This window comes from Paraburkholderia sp. CI3 (genome assembly GCF_050436505.1).
In the GTDB taxonomy this organism is placed as follows: domain Bacteria; phylum Pseudomonadota; class Gammaproteobacteria; order Burkholderiales; family Burkholderiaceae; genus Paraburkholderia; species Paraburkholderia tuberum.
Genome location: NZ_JBNDMI010000003.1, coordinates 1,639,393 through 1,661,933, shown reverse-complemented (window position 1 = coordinate 1,661,933; position 22,541 = coordinate 1,639,393). Strand labels below are relative to the sequence as shown.

The window sequence follows — 22,541 nt, the reverse complement described above, 5'->3', positions numbered from 1 at the left end:
ACCGATGCGATCGAGGTCGTGATGTCGTCTCCCTTGCAATTTCAACTGCGAATCACCGCGTCGATGGAACTCGCCAACTCGCTGCGCGCGGACCCTTCGTGCGCCGCGCATCCAGCGCTACGTGCCATTTTGCAAACGCATCACGCAACGCTCAAATGCCAGTTCGATGCATTCGCCGACTACGTGATCGAAGCGGAGAGAATGGGCATCGAGAACTACCCGCTTTATCAATGGACACGGCAAACCATCGAGAACCCGGAGAAGAAAGCGAAGTACCTGCAGTCGTTCACGCTCCATGTGAATGGCGACGAAGTGTATGACAAGGACGTCGCCGATGCCCTCGAGGCCGGCTTGTCGAAGCTGATCGACGCGAACGGTATTCTTCGCGTGTCACGGTACGACACGAATCCCGGAAACAATCCGCAGCCGCCCGCGCGCGTGTGAGGCAGCCGTTTAAATTTCACTCCGAAAGCTTCATCGTTAAGCGATGTAACATTTGACGACATGCCATAAAGTTCGTGAGACGATGCAGCTTCACTTATTTTTGTGGGAGTGCGATATGGGACTTCTGGACGAAGTGGGCAAGATTGCCGGTGCGGTTGCCGCCGTTGAAGCCGCGGAGAAAGTCGATCCCGAAGCGGGTCTGCTGACCAAAGGCGTGGCCGCTATCGCCGGTTTCGAAGGCGCTGGAAAGCTGGAAGCGCTGGTGGAAAAGAAAGAAGAAGAGAAGCAGGACGACGCCGACAACGCTCAAGCCGCGGACGATACAAGCTCCCAGACCTGAACGGACGTCAAGCGGATTGCCGGTTGCATGCGCGCGATCGAATCACGCGCTGCACCGGCAATCTGTTTTTATAAACCTTTCGATATCGAACCCTCCTTCCGCTATTCGCCCGATGTTTCATCGGGCTGTCATCGCCGTCCGGCTACGATCGTCCGTCACTTTCCGTCCGCGCTCGCCCCGCGGGGCGTTGTTTTGCGCTGGCATTCTTCCACCTGAACAACCATACCGGACATGTCGAACAGAAAAATCGTCAAGACAACGCCTGCCGATGAGCACGGCGCATCGATCGTCTCGCGTCGCGGCTTTCTGAAGTTCGCCGGCGCATCGAGTCTCGCGACGGCGGCGGGCGCGCTCGCATCGACCGCGCGCGGCGCCAATAGCGGCACACCCGATGGCACGCCCGAACAGATCCATCTGACCTGGGGCAGCGACCCGACGAGCGAAATTACCGTGTCGTGGTCGTCGCTCGCGCCCGCGGTCAATCCGCAGGTGCGCATAAGCGGCGCCAATAACGGGGACCACGCGAAACATACGGTGCACGCGGTGCAAAGCACTTACACCGACGGCATCAACGGCGAGGTCGTATTCAACTATCACGCGCGCGTGCGCGAGCTGAAGGCCGACACGAGCTATCAGTACGAAGTGACGGCCGATAACGACGGCAATGCAGCGCAACCCTTCACCGCGAGTTTTCGTACCGCGCCGCGCGGCCGCGCGCCGTTTCGCTGGACGAGCTACGGCGATCTCGCGACGCCGAATACGAAATGGGTGCTGTCGTCGCCGCAAAGCCGCTTCGCGGTGGCGGCCGTCGAGCGCTTTCAGCCGCTCTTCCATCTGCTCAACGGTGACCTCTGCTATGCGAATCTGAATCCGACGCAGCAGCCCGAGGTGTGGCGCGACTTCGGCAACAACGCGCAGACGTCGGCGTCGAACCGGCCGTGGATGCCGTGTCCCGGCAATCACGAGCTCGAATTCAACAACGGCGAGCAGGGCCTTGCGTCGTATCTGTCGCGCTACGTGCTGCCCGATAATCACACGCGTTTTCCGGGCCGCTGGTACAGCTTCCGCGTCGGCTCGGTGCTGTTCATTTCGCTCGATGCGGACGACGTCGTCTATCAGGATGCCGCCGCTTTCGTCGCCGGGCCCGCGCCGCTGACGCCGGTCGCGAGTACCGGCAATCCGCCGATTCCGGCGGGCACGTCGCTGTACGTGCGCGGCTATAGCAATGGCGAGCAGACACGCTGGCTCGAAAAAGTGCTGCAGCATGCGTCGCACGATAACGACGTGGACTGGATCATCGTGCAGATGCATCAGGACGCACTCAGCTCGTCGAAGACTGGCAACGGTTCCGACAAGGGCATTCGCGAAGCGTGGCTGCCGCTGTTCGATCGCTATGGCGTGGACCTCGTGCTGTGCGGTCACGATCACGACTACGAGCGCAGCTATCCGGTGCGCGGTTGCAATCACAACAAGGGCACCGACATCGCGACGGGGCACCCGGTCGATACGTTGCAGCCCAAGCCGATCATGTCGGCGGTATCGGCGGGTGCATCGACGTTCGATACGAGCCACGGCACGATCCACCTGATTCTCGGCGGCGGCGGCACGAGCGCGCCGCTCGACGTGTATGGCGTCGATGCTGGCACAGGCCTGCCGCAGGCGCGCATCTTCACGAAGCCGAATCGCCCGGTGCCGTCGACGACCGCGGGCACGTTCGTGCGCGCGAGCGCCGACGCGGTCGAAGACGCAATCTGGTCCGCCCAACGCGATACCGGCACCGGCTACGGCATCGCGGTGTTCGACTACGATCCGGGGCAGCCCGGCGGCGACACCACGATCACGATGAACTACTACCATGCGCCGGGCGCGGATCAGACGCCGACACCGGAATACGATCTGTTCGAGACGATCGAATTGAAGAAGAAGCGGCGCGGGTAGAAGGATAGATTTGATTCACTGATCGGCATTCAATTTTCAGGGGCCGCTCATCACGAGCGGCCCTTGTTTTTTCACGGTCACCGCAAAAACAACGCCCCATTCATTTTGTTACACGTCTTACCGCCACGTACTGTCGAGGTTACAAAGCCCTTTCCGAAGCCCCGCTATACTCGGCGCCGTCTCACTAAAACAAAGACCCGATATGTCGAAGAAAATCATCCAGATGGTTGCCGTGGCTGCATTGAGCGCCGCCGCGTCGTTGCCGGCACTCGCCGGTGATATGAACAACATGCTCGGCGGCGCGCTCGGTGGCGTCGCTGGCGCGGCAGTCGGCGGCGCGGTGGGCGGCAGCACCGGCGCGGTGATCGGCGGCGCGGTGGGCGGCGGGGCGGGCGGCGCGGTCACGTCGAATCGTCGCGAACGTACCGGCGCGATCATTGGCGGCGCGCTCGGTGGCGGGGCGGGCACCGCGGCCGGCAACGCGATGGGCGGCCGCACCGGCGGCCTGGTCGGCGCCGCGCTCGGCGGCGGCGCGGGTTCGGCGCTCGGCGGCAACATCTCGCGCTCGAACTCGTATGCCAACGACTACTCCCGCGGCCACCAATCGGGCAAGCACCATCACAAGCATCGTCGTTACGACTGAGACGGCTTGACATCGACAGGGCCGGTCCGCGTCCGCATCACGGACGAATGCGGCGGCCCTCGTCCATCACGCATGCAGAACCAGTTTCTGAATACGCCAGTTCAGCAACTCGGCAACGAATAATACGTTTTCCGAAGGACACGCCATCTCGTGAATCCAGCCGAACTGCTTCGGCTGTTTGCCCGCTTTGCCTAGTACGCCGAGCACTTTGCCGTCGAGCGTCATCTTGTAGATGCGGCCCGGAAACGCGTCGGCGCTATAGAGCACCTGATTCGGTCCCGGCGAGATGCAGATCGCCCAGGGCGAGCCCGGCGCGAACGTGCCCGCGGCGAGGTCCGCTTCGCTCGGCATGTTGCCGATCGCGGGGCGCGCGTCCGGCGGCACCGGTACGTCGATCGTGAACTGGCGCAGGAACGTGCCCTCGGTATCGAACACCTGGATGCGCCGGTTGCTGCGATCGGCCACATAAACGTGGTCGTGCGCATCGACCGCGATGCTATGCGGCGTATGGAACTGCCCCGGTCCCGTGCCGCGATCGCCCCATGACTTCAGCCAGTTGCCGTCGCGATCGACCTTCGCGACGCGCGAGTTGATGTATCCGTCGCTGATATAGGTGTTGCCCGCCTTGTCCCACGCGACGTCGGTCACCTGGCGAAAGCGTCCGGGTTCGGAGGGCAGCGGCGGATTCGGATGCTTGAGCGGCGCGGTCTCCTCGTCCGATGCTTCCTGCTTGCGGCCGAACACCATCGCGACGCGTCCTTCCGGCGTGAACTTGATCACCATGTCCGAGCCCTTGTCGGTGACCCAGATGTTGTCGTGCCGGTCCACCTTCACCGTGTGCGCAAACGACCACGCATACAGGTTGTGGCCGATCTCGCGCACGAAGCGTCCATCGGGCGCGAACTCGAGCAATTGCGCGGCGGCCGCGCGATATGCGGGGCCGGTGGTGTTGCCGCGCGACAGCACGAAGATATGGCCATGCGAATTGAGCGCGATGCCCGAGCATTCGCCGAAGTACCTGTCGTTCGGCAAACGTACGGGGTTGGCAATCGAGTCATAAGCAATCGTGGGCACGGCCGGTGTGTCCGCGGCGAACGCGGACGGCATGGCGAGTCCGGCGGCGCTACCCGCAAGCAGGCTCATGAAAGTCCGTCGGCTCATCGCCCGGTGGTCGGGACCGCCGCAGCATGCACAAAACGACTCGTATCGCTCGCTCATTCGTTGTCTCCTTTGGTCCATCGCTTGAAGTGTGCAAAGGCAAGCCTAGTGCACAAAACGTTTAATGGCTAAATCGTTTTGGCGATGCTGAAAGAGACACTTCCCGTTATGCGCGATCACGTGCTGGTGGTGGCAGATGCTGTCCAGGTCGCGGCGCGCGGCGGCGCGGTACCGCTCGGCGTCGCGAGCCAGCCCGCTTTGCTACTATGTAAGACCGCGACTGCTTAGGTCCGCTTTAGTCCCGCGTTGGTCCATCACACAAGGAGATTCGAATGAGCAAAGGTTATTGGGTGTCGTCGTACCGCAAGACGAACGATCCGCAGAAACTGGCCGCGTACGCGCAACTGGCCCCGGCCGCGGTGGCGGCGGCGGGCGGCAAGTTCCTCGTGCGAGGCGTGGCGGACGAGGCGCGCGAGCAGGGCCTCAAGGAGCGCACGGTCGTAATCGAGTTCCCGACGTACGAGGCGGCCGTCGCCGCTTACGAAAGCGAGGAGTACAAGAAGGCGCTGGCCGCATTGGGCGATGGCGTCGAACGCGATCTGCGCATCGTGCGCGGCACCGACTGACGCACGACCCGCAAGCGAACACTGCGCGGCACGCGCCGCGCAGTCACTCACTTCACCGCGCCGAGCGCGAGCCCCTTCACCATATAACGCTGCAACCACGCAAACACGATCGAAACCGGCAACGTCGCGCACAAGGTCGCGGCCATCACCAGATGCCATTCGACCACGTACTTGCCCGCGACCATATCGGTCACCTGCACGGTCAGCGTCTTGTTTTCCGGCGAGCGGATCAGCGTATAGACGATCGCGAACTCGTTCCACGCATTGATGAACGTGAAGATGGCGGTCACGACGATCGCCGGCACCGCGAGCGGCAGAAACACCTTGAACACCGCGCGCGCGCGGCTGCAGCCTTCGAGCCACGCGGATTCCTCGAGATCCTGCGGCACGGTCTGAAAGTACGACGACAGCATCCACACCGCGAACGCGATATTGAACGCCGCGTACGACACGATCACGCCGATCCTCGAATCGACCAGGTTGCCGTCGCCCCACGGAATCATCGCCGCGAGCCGGAACAGGCCGACCACCAGCAGGATCGGCGACAGCATCTGCGTGACGAGCAGGAACTGCCGGTACAGGCCGCGTCCGCGAAACGGGAAGCGCGCGAGCGCGTAAGCGGCGGGCAGGCTCACCGCGAGTGCGAGCGCGGTGGACAGGAAACTGATGATCGTGCTGTTGCGCAGCGCGACGCCGAAGTTGGCCGCGTCCCACATGTCGATGAAATTGCGCCACTGCCACTGCACCGGCAGCCAGCGCGCCGGATAGACGAAGATCTCCGAGGCCGGTTTGACCGCGGTGAAGAACATCACCGCGAACGGAAACAGGATGACGATCACGAGCGGCGTCAGCGCGATCCAGCACCACAGCGAGCGTTTCGTTTTCGCGCTCAGACTCATGATGGCACTCCTTCTTTCGCGCGTTGCAGACGCAGATAAGCGATCGAGAACACGAACAGCATCACGAGCATGATCAGCGAAACGGCGGCCGCTTCGCCGGGACGTCCGAGCCGGAAGCCGAGTTCGTACAGGTAGGTGACGAGGATGTGCGTGCTGTTGTCGGGGCCGCCTTGCGTCATCACCCAGATGATCGGAAACGAGTTGAACACGTAGATCACGTTCAGCAGGATCGCCATGTTGATGAACGGGCGCAGCAGCGGCATCGTCAATTGACGGAACTGCTGCCAGGCGCTCGCGCCGTCGATGCGCGCGGCTTCGTAGATATCGCCTGGGACCGAAGACAGGCCGCCAAGAAAAATCGTCACCGTGAACGGAATCGACACCAGAATGCCGACCGCGATTTCGACGGGGAACGCGAGCTCGGGCGTCGCGAGCCAGTGAATCGGGCCGCCGATCAAGCCGAGCCGCTGCAGCGTGACATTGACCATGCCGTAGTCGTCGTTGAAGGCCCAGCGCCAGACGACGGCGGTCATCGTCAAAGAGACGGACCACGGCAGCATCACGATCGTGCGCGCCACGCCGCGACCGTGAAAATCCTGGTTCAGAATCAGTGCGACAGGTACCGAGATCAGCACCGTGCCGCCCACCACGCACACGGTCCAGATGATCGTGCGGCGTACCGAAGCGAGAAACACCGGGTCCTCAAACACGTTGATGAAGTTCTGCGCGCCGGTGAAGTCGCGGATCGCGCCGAAGCGCGATACCTCATGCAGCGATTGCCACACGATGTTGAAAATCGGATAGCTGATGATGAACAGCGCGAGCACGAGGCTCGGCGCAATCAGCAACCAGGGCGCCTGCGCGCGCGAAGAAACGAAACGGCTCATGCGTGCTCGATCGTAAGAGGCGCCCGCTCTCTGGCGGCGGGCACGACGGAATGGGCCGGAGGGTGCATCGTGCTGCATAGGCTCGAATGTGGGAGTGGCGCGGCGCAACGCGCGGCGCTTGAGCTACGGCGCCGCGCGTCCCCTGTTCGTCTCGTTACTGTCAAAAGCCGCGTATCAGTGACCGAGCGACTTGTTCGCCTGCGCAGCGGCCGCATTCAACGCTTCCGCCGGTTGCGCCTTGTTCAGGTAGATCGCCTGCATCGCGTCGGTCACGGCCTTCGCGGTGTCTTCCCAGCCGGTCACGGTCGGCGCGAAGTGAGCGGTGGGCAGCAACGCAATGAATGCCTTGACGTCCGGATCGTTGAAAGCCGGGTCGGTCGCTTCGGCCTTCGTGGTCGGGAGGAAGCCTTCGGTCGTCGTGAACTCGACACGCGGTTCCTTCGTGAACAGATAGTCGAGGAACTTCCACGCGGTCTTCTTCACCTTCGAGTTCTTGAACATCACGATCGAGTCGGTGACCGCGTAGGTGGCGTGCGTCGTGCCCATCGGCAGCGGATCGATGCCGTACTTCAGGTTCGGCGCTTCCTTCTTGATCTGCTTGGCGAGGAACGGCGCGGAGATCACCATCGCGACGCGGCCCTGCTTGAACAGGTTCTGCACGTCTTCGCGGCTATAGCCGGTGACGCCCGGTTGCGTGAGGCCCTGGTCGATCATCTGCTTGTACATCGTCGCGGCCTTCACGCCCGCCGGCGAATTGAACGCGGCCTTGCCGTCCTTGCCGACCACGTCGCCGCCCATCGTCCACAGCGCGTAGTAAAAGTAGACGTCGGTTTCGATTTCCTTGCCTTGCAGACCGAAGCCGGCGATGCCTTGCGCCTTCAGCTTCTTCGATGCATCGATCACGTCATTCCAGGTCTTCGGGCCGTCGGGGTAGCCGACCTTCGCGAGCAGATCCTTGTTGTAGTACAGCGCGCGCGCGGAAGCGGCGATCGGCAGGCCGTAGGTCTTGCCGTTGATCTGGCCAGGCGCGAGGAACGGACCGATGAAGCGGGCCTTGAAGTTCGCGTCCATATAACCGTCGAGCGGCTCGGCGACGTCGTCCTTCACGAAGTCGAGCAGCCAGCGCGTGCCGACGATCGCGAGGTCCGCGTTGGCGCCGCCGGAGATGTCCGTTTGCAGCTTCTGTTGCAGCGTGTCCCAGTTCACGTCTTCGATCTTGATGGTCGTGCCGGGATTGGCCTTCTCGAAGTTGCGGGCCATTTTCTCGAAGTACGGCGCGGTCGCGTCGCTGTAGTGAGCGACCGTCACGCGGACCGTCTCGGCATGGGCCGAGACGGCGATACCTGCAAACGCGAGCGCCACGGCGACTTTGCCTAGCGCGAGGGAAGCACGGGCATGCAACGACATTTTTCTCTCTCCTGGGGGTGGTTTGCTGCCGTCGCCGGCCGCCTTGGGTAAATTGTTTGAAAAAATCCTACATGACGCAAAATAGCTTGTCACGTAGGGTCTGCGATATTTTTTCTCGGGCTGTTTTGTGCCTAAGATACTGTAAAGCATGGGGTATTCTGCACTGCGCGACGGGATTGGAAACCCACTCTTCGGGATGACAGCAGTCGTCGCGAGCCGGATATGTAGGAAATTTACAGCGTTGCGCGTAGCGCGAGCCGGGTGGCGGACGGCGCCGGCAAGACGGCCGAAACGGCCAGGCCAACGAGCGAGGAACACATGGATCGTGTCGTATTGGTAACGGGCGCATGCGGCGGTATCGGCAGCGTGTTATGCGAGCGCTTCGTCGAGGCGGGTGACACCGTGCTCGCGCTCGACATCGACGCGACCGCGCTCCAATCGTTGAGCGCGCGACTCGGCGCGCAACGGGGCGCGCAACAGGGCGCGGACCAGGTCGTGCCGGTCGCGGTCGATCTCGGCGACGCCGCTGCGGTGCAGCACGTGGTGGCCGCGGCGGTCGCGCAGCGTGGACCGGTTGACGTGCTGGTCGCGAACGCGGGCGCGGCGCTCGGCGCGTCGCTCGCGACCACCGACGCCGCAAGCTGGCAGCGCGACATCCATCTGAATCTGAACGGCACGTATCACACGGTGGAGGCGGTGCGCGCGTCGATGATCGAACGGCAGCGCGGCGCGCTCGTGCTGATCGGCTCGGTGAACGGTCTCGCCGCGCTCGGTCATCCGGCATATAGCGCCGCGAAGGCCGGCCTGATCAGCTATACGAAGGCGCTCGCGATCGAGCTGGGCCGCTTTGGCATTCGCGCGAACATCGTGTGTCCGGGCACCGTGAAGACGCAGGCGTGGCAGGCGCGTGTCGACAAGAATCCGCAGGTGTTCGAGGAACTGAAGAAGTGGTACCCGTTGCGCGACTTCGCGACGCCCGACGACATCGCCGATGCGGTGCTGTTCCTCGCATCGCCGCAAGCGCGCGTGATCACCGGCGTCGCGTTGCCGGTCGACGGCGGCTTGATGGCGGGCAACCGCCTGATGGCGCAGGAGCTGACGCTCGAGTCGTTCTGAGCCGCGCGCGGCGCGTGCACTACGATACCGGCAATACAACATCGGCAATACAACACACAGCAAGACAATGAGGACAGCATGGCAGCAGTGCAACTGAGCGGCATCTTCAAACGCTATGGCGACACCCAGGTCGTGCACGGCATCGATCTCGACATCGACGACGGCGAGTTCGTCGTGCTGGTCGGTCCGTCGGGCTGCGGCAAGAGCACGCTGATGCGGATGGTGGCCGGGCTCGAGGAAATCAGCGGCGGGGATCTGATGATCGGCGGCACGCGCGCGAATACGCTCGCGCCGCAGCAGCGCAACATCTCGATGGTGTTCCAGAGCTACGCGCTGTATCCGCATCTGTCGGTGTATGAAAACATCGCGTTCGGTCCGAGAATCCGCAAGGAATCCTCGGAGAAATACAAGCCGCGCATCGATGCGGCCGCGAAGATGCTGAACCTCAGTGACTATCTGGACCGCTTGCCGCGCGCACTGTCGGGCGGTCAGCGGCAACGCGTGGCGATGGGCCGCGCGGTGGTGCGCGAGCCGTCGCTGTTCCTGTTCGACGAACCGCTGTCGAATCTCGACGCAAAGCTGCGCGTGCAGATGCGCACCGAAATCAAGGCCCTGCATCAGCGCTTGAAGAACACCGTGATCTACGTCACCCACGATCAGATCGAAGCGATGACGATGGCCGATCGCATCGTCGTGATGAACGCGGGACGTATCGAGCAGATCGGCCGTCCGCTCGAACTCTATGACCGGCCGGCGAATCTGTTCGTCGCGAGCTTCCTCGGCTCGCCGTCGATGAATTTCGCCGAGGGCGTGATCGTCAATCGCACGCAGGGTGCGGGCCTCGCGTTGAAGCTCGCGGACGGCAGCGAGGTCGCGCTCGAACGCACGCCTGCGTCGGCCGTGGTCGGTGCGAAGGCCACGCTCGGCGTGCGGCCCGAGCACGTCGAGATCACGACGCAGATACCGGATGCCGCGCTCGACGTCGAAGTGATCGAGCCAACTGGCGCCGAAACGCACCTGTACGGGAAAATAGGCGGCGCTTCGTGGTGCGTGACCACGCGCGAGCGCTCGAAGATCGAGCCCGGTCAGCGTGTCGCGCTGCGTCTGCCGGCCGAACACATCCATCTGTTCGATACGGAGAGTGGACGCAGGCTGGTCTGAACCGCGTGCGGCTTGAACTTTGATCAGGCCGATTGGAGCCGAACAAGCTGCGAGCGACGCGGATCCATATGAAACAGCCCCTAAGGAACACCGGGTGTCCGCACCGAACTTGATTCCCCACATCCGCAACGCACTCGCGAGTCTGCGGCCCGCCGAGCGCAAGGTCGCCGACATGGTGCTCGCCGACGTCGACTTCGCGATGCGCGCGAGCATCACCGAACTCGCGCAGCGCGCCGACGTGTCCGAGCCTTCCGTCACGCGTTTTTGCCGCGCGATCGGTGCGCACGGTCTGCGCGACTTCAAGATGCAGCTCGCGCAGAGCGTCGCGGGCGGCCTGCCGTATGCATCGACCGCGGTCGCGCGCGACGACGACGTGCAGACCTTGATGGACAAGGTCGGCGAAGCGGCGATCGACGGCATCACGCATGCGCGCGGCGCGCTCGATCCTGCCGTGGTCGAAAGCGCGATCGCGGCGCTTTCGAGCGCCCGGCGCGTGTTTTTCTTCGGCGTGGGCTCAGGCTCGGGGCTCGTCGCGCAGGACGCGGCGCTGCGTTTTTTGCGCATCGACATCGCGGCGGCCGCGTTTACCGATGGTCATTTGCAGCGTCTATACGCGGGTCTGATGGAGCCGGGCGACGTCGCGTTTGCGATCTCGCATTCGGGGCGCAGCGTCGAAGTGAATGAAAGCATCCAGATCGCGAAGGAGCGCGGCGCGACGACGATCGCGCTGACCAACGTCGGCTCGCGACTCGCATGGCTCGTCGATATTCCGCTGCTGCTGCGCGTGGCGAGCCCGATCGATCCGAACACGCCGGGCGTGTCGCGGCTCGTGCATCTGTGCATCATGGACGCGCTCGCGATCGGCGTCGCGCTGAAGGCCGGGCCCGAGACGCTGGAAAAGATGCGCCACGCAAAGGCGCGGCTCGCGCCGCATGAGCCGGAAGGGGCGGGCGGGTAAGGCGCGCACATTCCGCGACTTTCGTCGTCGCTCCAGGTAGAATCGGCTCGCAGCGTTCCCGTTTACGTCCGTCCGCCCATGTCCTCCCGTTCCGCCGACACCGCATCGCACGCCCCATCAACGACCACCGCCGAACGTGTGCCGACCCTGCTGCTGGCCGCCGCGCTATCGCTCGGCAGCGCGACAGCGCTCGGCTTCGCGCGCTTCGCGTACGCGCTGCTGTTGCCGTCGATGAAACTCGACCTCGGCTGGAGCTTCGCGCAGGCTGGCGCGATGAACACCGCCAACGCGCTCGGCTATCTGCTCGGCGCGCTCGTGTTTCCGCGCCTCGCGCGCCGCTGGTCGGCCGGCGCGCTGTTCGCGGCCGGTTGCGTGCTGACCGCGCTGCTGATGGCCGGCAGCGGCCTCACCGCCAGCACGGATGCGCTGCTGACGCTGCGCGTGATCACCGGTGCGAGCAGCGCGGCGATCTTCATCGGCGGCGGCGTGCTTGCGGCGCGGCTCGCGTCGGCGCGACCGCGCGACGCGGGACTCGTGCTCGGTCTGTATTACGGCGGTACCGGCTGGGGGATCGTCGCGTCGTCGGTGCTGGTGCCGGTGACGATCCTTGATGCCGCCCACGGCTGGCAATTCGCGTGGTTCGCGCTCGCGGCGGCCTGCGCGCTGTTCGCCGCGGTCGCGATCGGCGCGTCGCGCAGAATCGAGCGCGCGTACTCGAGCGCGTCGGCTGCGGCGCATGCAGTCGGCGCCACCCCCGCCCCGGGCTGGCCGCACTTCGCGGCCGCGCTCGCGGGCTACGGACTGTTCGGCGTCGGCTATATCGGCTATATGACGTTCATCGTCGCGCTGCTGCGCAACGCCGGCATGAGCGCGGCGGTCGTCACCGGTTTCTATCTACTGCTCGGCGCGGCGACCGTGGTGTCGGCGCGGATCTGGTCGACGCTGCTCGATCGCATGCGCGGGGGCCAGGCGCTCGCCCTGCTCAACGCGCTGCTGGCGATCGCGACGCTGCTGCCCGCGCTCTTCACGCAGCCGTGGGTCGCGTTCGTTTCGGGCGCGCTGTTCGGCGCGACGTTCCTGTCGGCGGTCGCGTCGACGACCGCGTTCGTGCGCCACAATCTCCCCGCGAGCCACTGGGCGAAGGGCATCAGCGCCTTCACGATCGTGTTCGCGTTCGGGCAGATCGTCGGGCCGGTCGTGATCGGCTGGGTGTCGGATGGCGCCGGGCTCGCGCGCGGGCTCGTGTATTCGGCGCTGCTGCTGGCGGCCGGCGCGGTACTCGCGGCGTGTCAGAAGGCGTTGCGCGCGACGTGAGTCGCCTTGTGCGTGCTTCGTATTCAGCGATACGTCCAGCACCGATGCGCGACGAACGTGAGCGGCGGCACCACGCACACGACTAGCGCGATACCGAGCGCGGGCGGCCCGCCCGCACGCTGCGTAAGGTGCGATACGAGCGCGGTCGACGTCAGGCCGCCCAGCGACACGACCACGAACCGCCCAGCGTTCATCAACGCAGGCAGCGCAGAAAAACTCCAGAACGTGTTCAACAGATAAGAGGCCGCCGTCGCCCAGGTGAACGCGATCGCGTTGGCCCACGGCGGCGACATGCCGGCGTCCGCGATCAGCGTCAGCGCAATGCATACATGCAGGCCGGTCGCAATGACGCCGCTCGCGCCAAAGCGCATCAGCCTGACCCGTTCGACCAGCATCATCGCGACGCTCCCTTGCGCTTGCGCAGGATCGCGAACAGCGATACGCCATAAGGCAGCGGCGCATGCGCGAGCCAGTGGCGCTCGGCGCTGAAGACGCGGTACAGCGCCGCGTTGAGCAGCCACGGCGGGATCGCGTCGCCGAGCCGATGAGCGGCGAGTTCCGCATCGTGTTCGACGAGATCAGCTACGGCGTGTCGATCAGCGAGGCGCTGACGAATCTCGCGACGCGCGTGCCGATTCGCGATCTGCGTTACTTCGTGATCGCCGTCGTGATCCAGCGCGAGACGGGCGGCAATCTCGCCGAAGTGCTCGACGGCATCACCGCGCTGATCCGCGACCGCTTCAAGCTATTCGACAAGGTTCGCGTGCTCGCCGCCGAAGACAAGATGTCCGCGTGGGTGCTCGGCCTGCTGCCGTTCGGCTGCCGAGCATGGCGGGTGGCACATGACCACGCACTTCGTCGCGAGCGGATCGACATGCGGAATGAACGGAGAGAGCCGGTGGAACCCACGAGACAACGTGGCGCAGCGGCGGTGCTGAGTCCGCAAACCGCGAGCTGAAGCGCGCAGGACCTGTTATGGATTGTCGCGCGTCTCGGCCGTGCGTCTGCCCTGGAAGACCGGCAGCCGCCAGCCGTAGCGCAGCGACGCGAGCCGCACCAACACGCAAGCCAACGTCGCGAACCACGGCGTCCACCAGTCCGTCCAGCCCGCGTACGAAAAACCGACCTGCACCGCCGCGCCGAACAGCGCGGCCGACGCATAGATTTCGCGCTCGAGAATCGCGGGTACGCGCGAGAGCACGACGTCGCGCATCACTCCGCCGCCCACCGCGCTGACGACGCCGAGCAGAATCGCGAGTTCGGCATTGTGGCCGTACGTGAGCGCTTTCTGCGCGCCCGACACCGCGAACAGACCGAGCCCGATCGCGTCGAAGAACAGCACCGGCTGACGCAGCCGGCGCACCTGCGGATACGCGAGAATCGTCACCGCCGACGCGGCGAGCGCGGTGGCCAGATAGCGCCAGTTCGACAGCCCGGCCGGTGGGATCGCGCCGATGCACACGTCGCGCACGATGCCGCCGCCGCACGCGACCATGAAGGCGATCACGACGATGCCGAACAGGTCGAGCCGTCGTTGACGCGCGGCGACCGCGCCGCTGATCGCGAACACGAAGGTGCCGATCAGATCGAGAATGGTATAGACGGCGTGTGAATTCACTGAGTAGTTTCGTGTTGGTCGAGCCACGCACCGGCCGCGCACAACATGGCTTCGAGACCCGTGCGCAGGGTCGGGTCGAGTACCGGTGCGAACTTCGGGGAGTGATTGCTCGGAATCTCGTTGAGTTTTTTCGCGGCGAGCGCTTTGCGGAACACCTCGGGGTCCGTGCCGCCGACGAACCAGAACGAGTACGGCACGTTCCATTCGCGGCCGAACACGCTGAAGTCTTCGCTCGCGGCGGCCGGCGGCGATTCGTACGCGCGCTCGCCGAACTGCGCCTCGAACGCGCTGCGCACACGCTCGGTGGTCGCGGCGTCGTTGATCGTCAGCGGATAGCTCGATAGCGTCGTGAATTCGGGTTCGCGCGGCGCGTTCGACGCCGCGCACTCGGCGCAGCAGATGCGGCGGATCGCGCCGAGCATGTACTCGCGCACGTCTTCGTCGTAGGTGCGCATGTTGAGCTTCAGCGTCGCATCGTCGGGGATGATGTTTTCTTTCGTGCCGGCCTGCAGAGAGCCGATGGTCAGCACGGCGCTGTCGCTCGGCGCGATTTCGCGCGACACGATGGTTTGCAGACGCAAGGTCGTCGAGGCCGCCATGATGACCGGATCAATCGACGTCTGCGGTTGCGAGCCGTGCGCGCCGCGGCCGAACAGCTTCACCTTGATGCTGTCACCGGCCGACAGGATCGTGCCGCTGCGATAGCCGACCGTGCCCGCCGCGCCGACCATGACGTGCTGGCCGAGAATCACGTCGGGCTTCGGGAAGCGCGTGGTCATGCCGTCGTCGAGCATGCTGCGTGCGCCGCGGCCGACTTCCTCGCCGGGCTGGAACACGGCCATCAGCGTGCCGTGCCATGCGTCGCGATGCGCGGCCATCAAACGCGCGACGCCGAGCAGCCACGTGACGTGCATATCGTGACCGCATGAATGCGCGACGCCGACTTCGATGCCGTCTTCGTCTTTGGTCCTGACCGTGCTTGCGTAGGGCAGACCGGTCGCTTCGGCCATCGGCAGCGCGTCCATGTCGGCGCGCAGCATCACGGTGGGACCGTCGCCGTTGCGCAGCAGCGCGACGACGCCTGTCACGCCGACGTTGCGCGTCACGTCGTAACCCAGCTTTTCCACGTAGTCGGCGACGATGCCCGCTGTGCGCACCTCCTGCATCGACAGCTCGGGGTGCGCGTGCAGATCTTTGTAGATCACTTCGAGTTCAGGCAGCAACGCGTCGATCGCGGTCGCCATCGTTTCGATCAGCTTCGACATGGAGGGCTCCTTGTTAGCGTGAGCGCAAGGGAAAGCGGCGCAATGCGGATCGTCCGTCAGGATCTCGCAGGCGGCGCGCTTGCGGACTCGCTTTCGAGCAGGCTGTGCGAAAGCTTGCGGAGCAGACGCTCGAGCGTCTTGCGCTCGTTCTCGCTGAGCGCCTTCGCGAGCTCGACTTCGAGTTCGGTGCCGACCGTTTCGGATGCCTGCGCAACTTCGAGGCCTTGCGCCGTGGCGCGCAACGCGATGCTACGGCGGTCAGACGCATGCATGCCGCGCGCGATCAGTCCGCGCGTTTCAAGCTCGGCGAGGACCTTGGAAAGCAGCGTCTTTTCGATCAGCGCGCGTTGCGAAACGGACTTGGGGGTGATGTCGGGCTCCGCGCAGACGAGGCGCAGCACGCGCAGCGCACGCACGTCGAGATCCCAGCGCTCGCGGTAGACCAGGTTCGCGCGGTTGATCAGCAACGTGCTGGTCAGATCGAGCCTGAAAGTCAGGAAGTCCGAATACAAGAATTTGCTCCGCTGTCCGCGTCATACGCAGTGCAGGCATTATAGGCAAGTAGTTGAAATTTTCAAATACTTGCGCGGACGCCGCCCTGGTGCGAGACAGGGGAAGTGTTAGCGAGCGTCGCGCCCGGAGCCGGATTGGGCCACGCGGGCGGCGACAGCCATCGGTTCGATCGAAGCGCTTGAATCGGTCTGCTCGCCGCCGAGCGAATCGAGGCTGATGCCGTTGGTCTCGGGCAGAATCCACGCGGTGACGATCACGCACAGATAACCGACGCCCGCGACCAGCGGAATCGCGGAGTCGAGCGCCATATGACCGGTGCTGAGCCAGCCCACGCCAAGCGGGAACAGCGAGCCGATGACGCGCCCCAAGTTGTAGGCCACGCCGTAGCCGGTCGCGCGGATTTCGTTCGGGTAGCTCTCCGAGATCGTCGCGGCGATGCCCGAGAACGTTCCCTGCATCAGCACGCCGAGCAGGAAGCCGAGCACGAGCATCGCGCCGTTCGACGCGGGAATCGCCATATAGGCGAGCGCCATGGAAAACGCGCCCGCCGCGAACACGATATACGTGAGGCGTCGGCCGATGCGGTCCGACGAATACGCACCGAGCACGTAGCCCACGAACGAGCCGAGGATCATGATCGCGAGATAGGTGCTCGTGCCGAAGATCGACAGGCCGCGTTCGAGCTTCAGATAGGTCGGCATCCACGTCGCGATCGCATAGTAGCTGCCGAGCATGCCGCCCGACAGCAGACTGCACAGGATCGTCTTGCCGGCGAGCGGCCGCGCGCAGACACGGCGTAGTCCTTCCAACGCGGCGGGCGAGTGCTGTCTTCCGAGCGCGCGCGAGAACGCTTCGGGCTCCTTTAGATCGCGCCGAAGATACACAACCAGCAGCGCCGGCACGATGCCGATAAAAAAGCAGCCGCGCCACGCCCACTCCGCCGGCAGCCACGAAAACAGCACGCTATAGACGATCGCCGCGGCGGCCCAGCCAAACGAATAACTGCTCGCCGCGAAGCCGGAGAATTTGCCGCGATGCGCGGGATTCCTGATGATCTCGGTCACGAGCACCATGCATAGCGACGATTCGCCACCGAAGCCGAGCCCCTGCAGCATGCGAAACAGCGCGAGCTGTAGTGGCGAGTTGGCGAAACCGCACGCGAAACATGCGAGCGCGAATAGCACGATGGTCCAGCGCAGAATGCGCACGCGCCCGAAGCGGTCGGCGAGCAGGCCCGCGCCGATCGCACCGACGAGCGACGCGATCAGCGTGTAGGTGACGATGCTGCCCGCGACGGCCTTGTTCATGTGCCAGGTCGCGGCGAGCACGGGGATCAGGAACGAGTAGATCATGAAGTCGTACACATCGACGGCATGACCCATGAACGCGCCCGCAAAGGCTTTCTTCTCGTTCTTCGACAGCGATTCGAACCAGACCATGATGGAGGACTCCGGGCGAGGATGAGGTGGCGGCTGGCGCCTCGAGAATGCGAGTGGGTGTTATAGCGGTGGCGCGACGAACGACAGTCCCGCCTGCTCGAGCAGCGCGGCCACCCGCAGCGAACGCAGGTCGTGATAGAGCGGCCCGACGATCTGCACGCCGATCGGCAGGCCGTCCGCGGTCGTGCCGGCGCGGGCCACCGTCGATGGCAGGCCGCACAGACCCGAGTGGCCGGCCCAGAACAGCTGGGTCGTCATCGGCTGTGGGCGGCCGTTGACGTCGAGCGTGCGCTGCCACGGCGCCCCGGTTTCGTCGAGCGTGAAGGCGGCGGTCGCGGCGGCGGGGCACAGCAGCACGTCGATCGTGCCGAACAGCTCGCGCCATGCTTCGCAAAACGCGTCGCGCTGCTTTTGCAGTAGCAGCCAGTCGCGGTGACGCAACGCGGTGCCCGCGTATTGCAAGGCGGCGTACGACGACGCGTCGGCGGCCACGGCGGCGCTTGCTGTGAGCGCGGCGGCGAAGGCGTCGTCGTCGAGATAGTGCGAGGTCGACGCGCGCAGCAGCAGCACGTAGGCGCGCATCAGTTGCGCGGCGTCGAGCGCGGGGCGCGCGTCCCAAACCACCGTCGCACCGGCGTTTTCGAGCTGCCGGCCAAGACGCGTGAGGCACGCCTCTACCGGGCCGTCGACGTCGGCGAGCGGATGATTGGCCAGTACGCCGAAGCGGAATTCCCGCAGGTCCGTGCGCTCGCAGGGTGGCAGTGCGAGCCTCAGCGCGCTCGCGGCTTCGCCGGCCGGACCAGCGATCGCGCCGAGCACGAGTTCGAGGTCGCGCGCCGAGCGCGCGAGCGGACCCGCGACGTTGATGTCGGGCTGCGCCATGCCGCCGCCGATGCCATGGCCTTTCAGCGACACGATGCCATGCGTGGTCTTGTGCGAGAAAACGCCGCAGAAATGCGCGGGGTTGCGGATCGATGAGCCGACATCCGAGCCGACGTCGAAGAATGACATGCCCGCGCAGACGGCCGCCGCGCTGCCACCCGACGAACCGCCCGGCGTGCGGGACGGATCGCGCGGATTGCGGGTCGTGCCGTAGAGGTCGTTATAGCTTTGCCAGTCGCGCAGATAGATCGGCACGTTGGTCTTGCCGAGCAGCACCGCGCCCGCGTCGAGCAGGCGTTGCACGACGTCCGCATTGGCACTCGCGATGTTCTCGCGATGCGCGGGGTCGCCAAGGGTCGTCGGCCAGCCGCGGACGTCGAAAGATTCCTTGATCGTAAACGGAATGCCGTGCAAGGGGCCGCGCAGTCGCCCCGCGCGCCGTTCCTCGTCGCGTGCTTCGGCGGTGGCGTAGGCGGCGTCGAAATCGGATATGACGACCGCGTTCAGCAGGCCGTTGTCGGCCTCGAATGCGGCTTCGCACGCGGCGACGAGCGAGGCGGCGTCGATCTCGCCGGCGCGCATGTCGTGCGCGGCCTGCTGGACAGTGGCGTAACGGTAGCGCTCCGCCTGACTGGCGGCGGGTGGGGAGGAGCTTGGTGTCATGAAAGGCCTGGAGAGGGCGATTGATGATCGGTATGTTGTATACCGTCTATCGCCAAATTCAGCCTGTCAAGTGGCTTGCAGCGTAGTCGACGAAATTATCGGGTGGCGTAAGGCGAGCGCGGTGGCGTGTGCCGCGCTTCGCTTCCTATGCCGCGCGTTTCAAAGGCCGTTTCAACGCGCATTGTTCGCCAGATAGTGCTGGGCGGCGCGCATCACATGCCGCTCGGCGAGCAGCGCCGACAGCGTCGCATCGCCCGACTGCACCGCGCGCAGGATCGCGGCGTGTTCGTCCCAGGTCTGGCGGACTTCCGCATCGCTCGCGTTCGTGAACAGCATGCGCGTGCGGTCGCGCAACGAGCGCATCAGGTCGCTCAGAATCGTATTGGCCCCGGCCGCGTAGAGCAGGTCGTGAAAACGCGCGTTGAGTTCGAGCAGGCCGGCCGTCTCGCCGGCGTCGACTTTTGCCTTGCCTTCGGCGAGCACCTGTTCGATCTGGCCGACCAACTCGGGCGTTCGATGTTCGGCGGCGAGCCGGGCGTTGAGTCCCTCGAGCGTCGCGCGGATCTGGATCATTTCGCGTGCCGCCGACGGCTGCAGCGACGCGACCACCGCGCCGTGCCGCGGCCGCACTTCGACGAGGCCTTCCGAGGCGAGCGCGCGCAGCGCTTCGCGTACCGGCACGCGCGAGACGTCGAGCTCCTGGGCGATGCGTCCTTCGACCAGCCGCTCGCCGGGCGCGTACGTGCCCGAGACAATTGCTTCGCGCAGCCGCGCGGTGACGAGATGCGACAGCTGCTGATGCATGATCGGCGCGCTCGATTGCCCCTGTGCGCCGCTTGCCGCGGTCGTGTCCGCTTCGGTCTTCATAAGGATCTCCAACCTGTGTTGCTGATGGCGTGTGATGCAAGCGATTTTACCTCAGTGCACGTCGCGAATACTGTAGACCTTATACGGACATATCCGCCTCGGCCTTGTCTGGCGGGGCATTGAAGCACGCGCCCCGCTTCCTCGTAACTACCGGGAACGGCGGGATTTCTGCTGCCGCTCGATTCTTCTGCTTTGAAATGCCCCGACGAATGCGGGTAAACCTCAAGCAAACAGCCGTTGATCCTGTTTTATTTAGTACATAGTATACCAAGCGATCATCTCAAATCAGCCGCATTCCACCCACGCTCGCAGGTCCGCGCAGTCAGGAGAAGCAATGGAATCTCACGTCGTTCTAACGTCGGCGCACTGGGTTTATCTGTGTGGTGTCGTCTCTATCATCGCGACGCTGGTGTTTCGCGCCAATGTCGTCGCGCCCGCGATTCTCGCGACCTTCGCCACCGTCTTCGCGTTTTCCGGCCAGGTGTCGACCGCGATCGAAGCGGTGTTCTTCGCGCCGCTTACGGCGGCGCGCGAGCTGTTCAATATCTTCCTCGTGATTTCGCTGATGACCGCGTTGCTCAACGCGCTGAAACGGATCAACGCGGATGTGCGCATGGTCCAGCCGTTTCGCGCGGTCATGGTCAACGGGCACGTTGGCTTCTTCGTGCTCGGCTTCGTGAGCTACGTGTTGTCGCTGTTCTTCTGGCCGACGCCGGCCGTGCCGTTGATCGCCGGCATTCTGCTGCCGGCCGCGATTTACGCGGGCGTGCCGCCGCTTGGCGCGGCGTTGTGCATCGGCATCGCGGGACTCGGCACGGCCTTGTCGTCGGATTACGTGATGAAGGTCGCGCCGGGCATCAGCGCGAAAGCGGCCGCGGTCGCGATGCCGGACGTTGCCGACAAGGCGCTGCTGCTGTCGCTGATCACGGGCGGCATCGCGTTCCTGATCGCCTATCTGCGTATCCGCAAGCAGATCCAGGCGCCCGATGCGCGCCATCTCGAACGCTGGGAAGCGACCCAGGTCACGGCGAATGCCGTTGTCACGCCCGCGGCCGGCACGAGTCGCGCGCGCATCCGGCGCGGCAAACCGCAGCATGCGTCGGTCGGCGACGGCGGCCAGGTCAGCGGCGCGAGCGGCTCGCGGGCGTTGTTGTTGTCGTCGCGCGACCTGTTGACGCCGTGGCAGGAGCGCTGGTCCCGCTGCTTCGCGATCGTGATCCCCGTCGCCTTTCTCGCGATCGTCGTCTACATGGTATTGCCGCATCTGATCCCCGGCTTCAAGGGCGCGAGCGGTGCAGCGGCCGCGGCGCTCGTCGGCGGCGTCTCCGCGTTGCTGATGGTGGCGGTAGCCGCTGCGCGCGACTATCGCGCGATGTGCCGCAGCACGGCCGAGCACGTCACCGAGGGCTTAGTGTTTTCGTTTCGCGCGATGAGCTCGGTGCTGCCGATTGCGGGCTTCTTCTTCATCGGCGTGGCCGGCACCGCGGCGCCGATCCTCGGCTTGCCCGCCGGTACCCATGCCCCCGGCCTGCTTGCCGATCTCGTGAAAGCGGGCGAGGTCTACATTCCGCACAACGTGTTCTTCGTCTCGTACGGCATTCTGCTGGCCGGCATGGTGACGGGCATCGACGGCTCGGGCTTCGCCGGTTTGCCGTTGACCGGCGCGCTGGCGGGCGCGCTCGGCCGCACGGTGGGCTTCGACGTGTCGACGCTCGCGGCGATCGGCCAGATGGGTTCGGTGTGGACCGGCAAGACGCTGACCGCATGGTCGGCGCTCGCGGCGGTGGCGAGCTTCGCGCGTGTGCCGGTGTTGCAGGCGGTGCGCTATCTGTTGCTGCCGGTGGTGTCCGGCCTGGTGGTGTCGACGTTGGTGGCGATTCTGATCTGGTGATGGGGGGGCGGGACGCGCGTGTCGTCCGCGCGGTTTTTGCCGGGCCTTGCGCGTTGGTTTGCCGATGCGCAAGGCCTTGGCGGTTTGATCGTCGGCGCGCTTTGCCCGCGAGTTGCGGCCTACGTTTTACGCCTCGCAACGACAAGCAAAAACGCCGGCGTCAGTGCATCGAAGCCGGCGTCCCAGTTTGACTCACTACGTTGTGTTGCTAACTCACCATGACACGCTGACATTGCCATTGACGAAAGTCTGACAGGCCATCCGATAGCCAGCTTTGATTTCGTCTTCGCTCAGATGGCGTTTTTCCTTGTCCTTCACGTTATCGGTATGTTCGATGCCGTGTTCGACCTTGCATTTGCAGGTGCCGCACAAGCCGCCGCCGCATTTGAACGGAATGCCGCCTTTTTCGCGCAGCGAGACGCGCAGCAGATTGCTGTTGGGCGGCGCGCTGACCGACTTGCTGTCGTTGCTGAGGAAAGTGATCTGGATCATTCGGAGGCTTACGTATTGGG

General features: G+C 64.8%; 22 protein-coding genes and 1 pseudogene. 11 read left to right on the top strand and 12 right to left on the bottom strand.

What is annotated here, in order from left to right; translation table 11 throughout:
• Positions 1-21: 21 nt before the first annotated feature.
• The 4 genes from OKW29_RS16305 (at position 22) to OKW29_RS16290 (ending at position 3,365) form a co-directional block, all read left to right on the top strand.
• On the top strand, positions 22-444 hold the full coding sequence (locus tag OKW29_RS16305; protein ID WP_429291757.1) for a hypothetical protein: 423 nt from the start codon (positions 22-24) through the stop codon (positions 442-444).
• A gap of 115 nt (positions 445-559) precedes the next feature.
• Entirely contained in the window at positions 560-784 is a 225-nt protein-coding gene (locus OKW29_RS16300; RefSeq protein WP_429291756.1) for a hypothetical protein, read from the top strand.
• A 231-nt stretch (positions 785-1,015) separates the two neighbouring features.
• Positions 1,016-2,722: a fibronectin type III domain-containing protein gene (locus OKW29_RS16295; RefSeq protein ID WP_429291755.1), complete on the top strand. Its 1,707-nt coding sequence runs from the start codon at positions 1,016-1,018 to the stop codon at positions 2,720-2,722.
• A 202-nt stretch (positions 2,723-2,924) separates the two neighbouring features.
• Entirely contained in the window at positions 2,925-3,365 is a 441-nt protein-coding gene (locus OKW29_RS16290; RefSeq protein WP_090807646.1) for a hypothetical protein, read from the top strand.
• A 66-nt stretch (positions 3,366-3,431) separates the two neighbouring features.
• Here OKW29_RS16290 and OKW29_RS16285 read toward each other — a convergent pair whose 3' ends face one another.
• On the bottom strand, positions 3,432-4,583 hold the full coding sequence (locus OKW29_RS16285) for a peptidyl-alpha-hydroxyglycine alpha-amidating lyase family protein (protein ID WP_429291754.1): 1,152 nt from the start codon (positions 4,581-4,583) through the stop codon (positions 3,432-3,434).
• A 272-nt stretch (positions 4,584-4,855) separates the two neighbouring features.
• Between OKW29_RS16285 and OKW29_RS16280 the strand changes: the two genes are divergently transcribed.
• Entirely contained in the window at positions 4,856-5,149 is a 294-nt protein-coding gene (locus OKW29_RS16280; protein ID WP_018423759.1) for a DUF1330 domain-containing protein, read from the top strand.
• 47 nt (positions 5,150-5,196) lie between these two features.
• Here OKW29_RS16280 and OKW29_RS16275 read toward each other — a convergent pair whose 3' ends face one another.
• The 3 genes from OKW29_RS16275 to OKW29_RS16265 form a co-directional block, all read right to left on the bottom strand.
• Positions 5,197-6,048 (bottom strand): carbohydrate ABC transporter permease, encoded by an 852-nt coding sequence (locus tag OKW29_RS16275; protein WP_184072773.1) that lies wholly within the window; start codon positions 6,046-6,048, stop codon positions 5,197-5,199.
• Positions 6,045-6,935 (bottom strand): carbohydrate ABC transporter permease, encoded by an 891-nt coding sequence (locus tag OKW29_RS16270; RefSeq protein ID WP_429291753.1) that lies wholly within the window; start codon positions 6,933-6,935, stop codon positions 6,045-6,047. Before OKW29_RS16270 ends, OKW29_RS16275 begins: the two co-directional genes overlap by 4 nt.
• A 174-nt stretch (positions 6,936-7,109) precedes the next feature.
• Positions 7,110-8,342: an ABC transporter substrate-binding protein gene (locus OKW29_RS16265; protein ID WP_187618668.1), complete on the bottom strand. Its 1,233-nt coding sequence runs from the start codon at positions 8,340-8,342 to the stop codon at positions 7,110-7,112.
• Between the two features lie 318 nt (positions 8,343-8,660).
• Between OKW29_RS16265 and OKW29_RS16260 the strand changes: the two genes are divergently transcribed.
• From OKW29_RS16260 to OKW29_RS16245, 4 genes are all read left to right on the top strand, one after another.
• Positions 8,661-9,458 (top strand): SDR family oxidoreductase, encoded by a 798-nt coding sequence (locus tag OKW29_RS16260; protein ID WP_429291752.1) that lies wholly within the window; start codon positions 8,661-8,663, stop codon positions 9,456-9,458.
• Between the two features lie 78 nt (positions 9,459-9,536).
• The gene (locus OKW29_RS16255) at positions 9,537-10,619 is read left to right on the top strand and encodes an ABC transporter ATP-binding protein (protein WP_429291751.1); all 1,083 of its coding nucleotides are present in this window, start codon (positions 9,537-9,539) and stop codon (positions 10,617-10,619) included.
• 94 nt (positions 10,620-10,713) lie between these two features.
• Complete coding sequence (locus OKW29_RS16250) at positions 10,714-11,577, top strand: MurR/RpiR family transcriptional regulator (protein ID WP_187618666.1); 864 nt, start codon at positions 10,714-10,716, stop codon at positions 11,575-11,577.
• Positions 11,578-11,655: 78 nt separating this feature from the next.
• Complete coding sequence (locus OKW29_RS16245) at positions 11,656-12,891, top strand: YbfB/YjiJ family MFS transporter (RefSeq protein WP_429291750.1); 1,236 nt, start codon at positions 11,656-11,658, stop codon at positions 12,889-12,891.
• A gap of 23 nt (positions 12,892-12,914) precedes the next feature.
• Here OKW29_RS16245 and OKW29_RS16240 read toward each other — a convergent pair whose 3' ends face one another.
• Complete coding sequence (locus tag OKW29_RS16240; RefSeq protein ID WP_429291749.1) at positions 12,915-13,289, bottom strand: GtrA family protein; 375 nt, start codon at positions 13,287-13,289, stop codon at positions 12,915-12,917.
• A 134-nt stretch (positions 13,290-13,423) separates the two neighbouring features.
• Between OKW29_RS16240 and OKW29_RS16235 the strand changes: the two are divergent.
• Positions 13,424-13,720: pseudogene (locus tag OKW29_RS16235) on the top strand (type II secretion system F family protein); the annotation flags it as partial.
• Positions 13,721-13,864: 144 nt separating this feature from the next.
• Here the strand turns inward: OKW29_RS16235 and OKW29_RS16230 are convergent.
• From OKW29_RS16230 to OKW29_RS16205, 6 genes are all read right to left on the bottom strand, one after another.
• Complete coding sequence (locus OKW29_RS16230; protein WP_187618656.1) at positions 13,865-14,509, bottom strand: trimeric intracellular cation channel family protein; 645 nt, start codon at positions 14,507-14,509, stop codon at positions 13,865-13,867.
• The gene (locus tag OKW29_RS16225) at positions 14,506-15,774 is read right to left on the bottom strand and encodes a M20 family metallopeptidase (protein WP_429291748.1); all 1,269 of its coding nucleotides are present in this window, start codon (positions 15,772-15,774) and stop codon (positions 14,506-14,508) included. Before OKW29_RS16225 ends, OKW29_RS16230 begins: the two co-directional genes overlap by 4 nt.
• A 56-nt stretch (positions 15,775-15,830) precedes the next feature.
• The gene (locus OKW29_RS16220; RefSeq protein ID WP_429291747.1) at positions 15,831-16,286 is read right to left on the bottom strand and encodes a MarR family winged helix-turn-helix transcriptional regulator; all 456 of its coding nucleotides are present in this window, start codon (positions 16,284-16,286) and stop codon (positions 15,831-15,833) included.
• 108 nt (positions 16,287-16,394) lie between these two features.
• Positions 16,395-17,726, bottom strand: a complete 1,332-nt coding sequence (locus OKW29_RS16215; protein WP_429291746.1) for an MFS transporter — start codon at positions 17,724-17,726, stop codon at positions 16,395-16,397.
• A 60-nt stretch (positions 17,727-17,786) separates the two neighbouring features.
• Positions 17,787-19,271, bottom strand: coding sequence for an amidase (locus tag OKW29_RS16210; protein ID WP_429291745.1), 1,485 nt, complete (start codon positions 19,269-19,271; stop codon positions 17,787-17,789).
• A gap of 171 nt (positions 19,272-19,442) precedes the next feature.
• Positions 19,443-20,138, bottom strand: coding sequence for a GntR family transcriptional regulator (locus OKW29_RS16205; RefSeq protein ID WP_187610619.1), 696 nt, complete (start codon positions 20,136-20,138; stop codon positions 19,443-19,445).
• Positions 20,139-20,472: 334 nt separating this feature from the next.
• On the opposite strand from OKW29_RS16205, the gene OKW29_RS16200 reads away from it, so the two are divergent.
• Entirely contained in the window at positions 20,473-22,029 is a 1,557-nt protein-coding gene (locus OKW29_RS16200; RefSeq protein WP_187627153.1) for a hypothetical protein, read from the top strand.
• A gap of 213 nt (positions 22,030-22,242) precedes the next feature.
• Here the strand turns inward: OKW29_RS16200 and OKW29_RS16195 are convergent, their stop codons facing one another.
• Positions 22,243-22,521, bottom strand: a complete 279-nt coding sequence (locus tag OKW29_RS16195; protein ID WP_187627152.1) for a 2Fe-2S iron-sulfur cluster-binding protein — start codon at positions 22,519-22,521, stop codon at positions 22,243-22,245.
• Positions 22,522-22,541 lie beyond the last annotated feature (20 nt).

Bases quoted from the DNA above. Each gene is read 5' to 3' on its own strand.
- OKW29_RS16265 (WP_187618668.1), bottom strand. From the start codon at position 8,342: ATGTCGTTGCATGCCCGTGCTTCCCTCGCGCTAGGCAAAGTCGCCGTG.
- OKW29_RS16295 (WP_429291755.1), top strand. From the start codon at position 1,016: ATGTCGAACAGAAAAATCGTCAAGACAACGCCTGCCGATGAGCACGGC.
- OKW29_RS16215 (WP_429291746.1), bottom strand. From the start codon at position 17,726: ATGGTCTGGTTCGAATCGCTGTCGAAGAACGAGAAGAAAGCCTTTGCG.
- OKW29_RS16275 (WP_184072773.1), bottom strand. From the start codon at position 6,048: ATGAGTCTGAGCGCGAAAACGAAACGCTCGCTGTGGTGCTGGATCGCG.
- OKW29_RS16270 (WP_429291753.1), bottom strand. From the start codon at position 6,935: ATGAGCCGTTTCGTTTCTTCGCGCGCGCAGGCGCCCTGGTTGCTGATT.
- OKW29_RS16245 (WP_429291750.1), top strand. From the start codon at position 11,656: ATGTCCTCCCGTTCCGCCGACACCGCATCGCACGCCCCATCAACGACC.
- OKW29_RS16285 (WP_429291754.1), bottom strand. From the start codon at position 4,583: ATGAGCGAGCGATACGAGTCGTTTTGTGCATGCTGCGGCGGTCCCGAC.
- OKW29_RS16290 (WP_090807646.1), top strand. From the start codon at position 2,925: ATGTCGAAGAAAATCATCCAGATGGTTGCCGTGGCTGCATTGAGCGCC.
- OKW29_RS16300 (WP_429291756.1), top strand. From the start codon at position 560: ATGGGACTTCTGGACGAAGTGGGCAAGATTGCCGGTGCGGTTGCCGCC.
- OKW29_RS16200 (WP_187627153.1), top strand. From the start codon at position 20,473: ATGGAATCTCACGTCGTTCTAACGTCGGCGCACTGGGTTTATCTGTGT.
- OKW29_RS16225 (WP_429291748.1), bottom strand. From the start codon at position 15,774: ATGTCGAAGCTGATCGAAACGATGGCGACCGCGATCGACGCGTTGCTG.
- OKW29_RS16255 (WP_429291751.1), top strand. From the start codon at position 9,537: ATGGCAGCAGTGCAACTGAGCGGCATCTTCAAACGCTATGGCGACACC.
- OKW29_RS16210 (WP_429291745.1), bottom strand. From the start codon at position 19,271: ATGACACCAAGCTCCTCCCCACCCGCCGCCAGTCAGGCGGAGCGCTAC.
- OKW29_RS16305 (WP_429291757.1), top strand. From the start codon at position 22: ATGTCGTCTCCCTTGCAATTTCAACTGCGAATCACCGCGTCGATGGAA.
- OKW29_RS16195 (WP_187627152.1), bottom strand. From the start codon at position 22,521: ATGATCCAGATCACTTTCCTCAGCAACGACAGCAAGTCGGTCAGCGCG.
- OKW29_RS16280 (WP_018423759.1), top strand. From the start codon at position 4,856: ATGAGCAAAGGTTATTGGGTGTCGTCGTACCGCAAGACGAACGATCCG.
- OKW29_RS16240 (WP_429291749.1), bottom strand. From the start codon at position 13,289: ATGATGCTGGTCGAACGGGTCAGGCTGATGCGCTTTGGCGCGAGCGGC.
- OKW29_RS16205 (WP_187610619.1), bottom strand. From the start codon at position 20,138: ATGAAGACCGAAGCGGACACGACCGCGGCAAGCGGCGCACAGGGGCAA.
- OKW29_RS16260 (WP_429291752.1), top strand. From the start codon at position 8,661: ATGGATCGTGTCGTATTGGTAACGGGCGCATGCGGCGGTATCGGCAGC.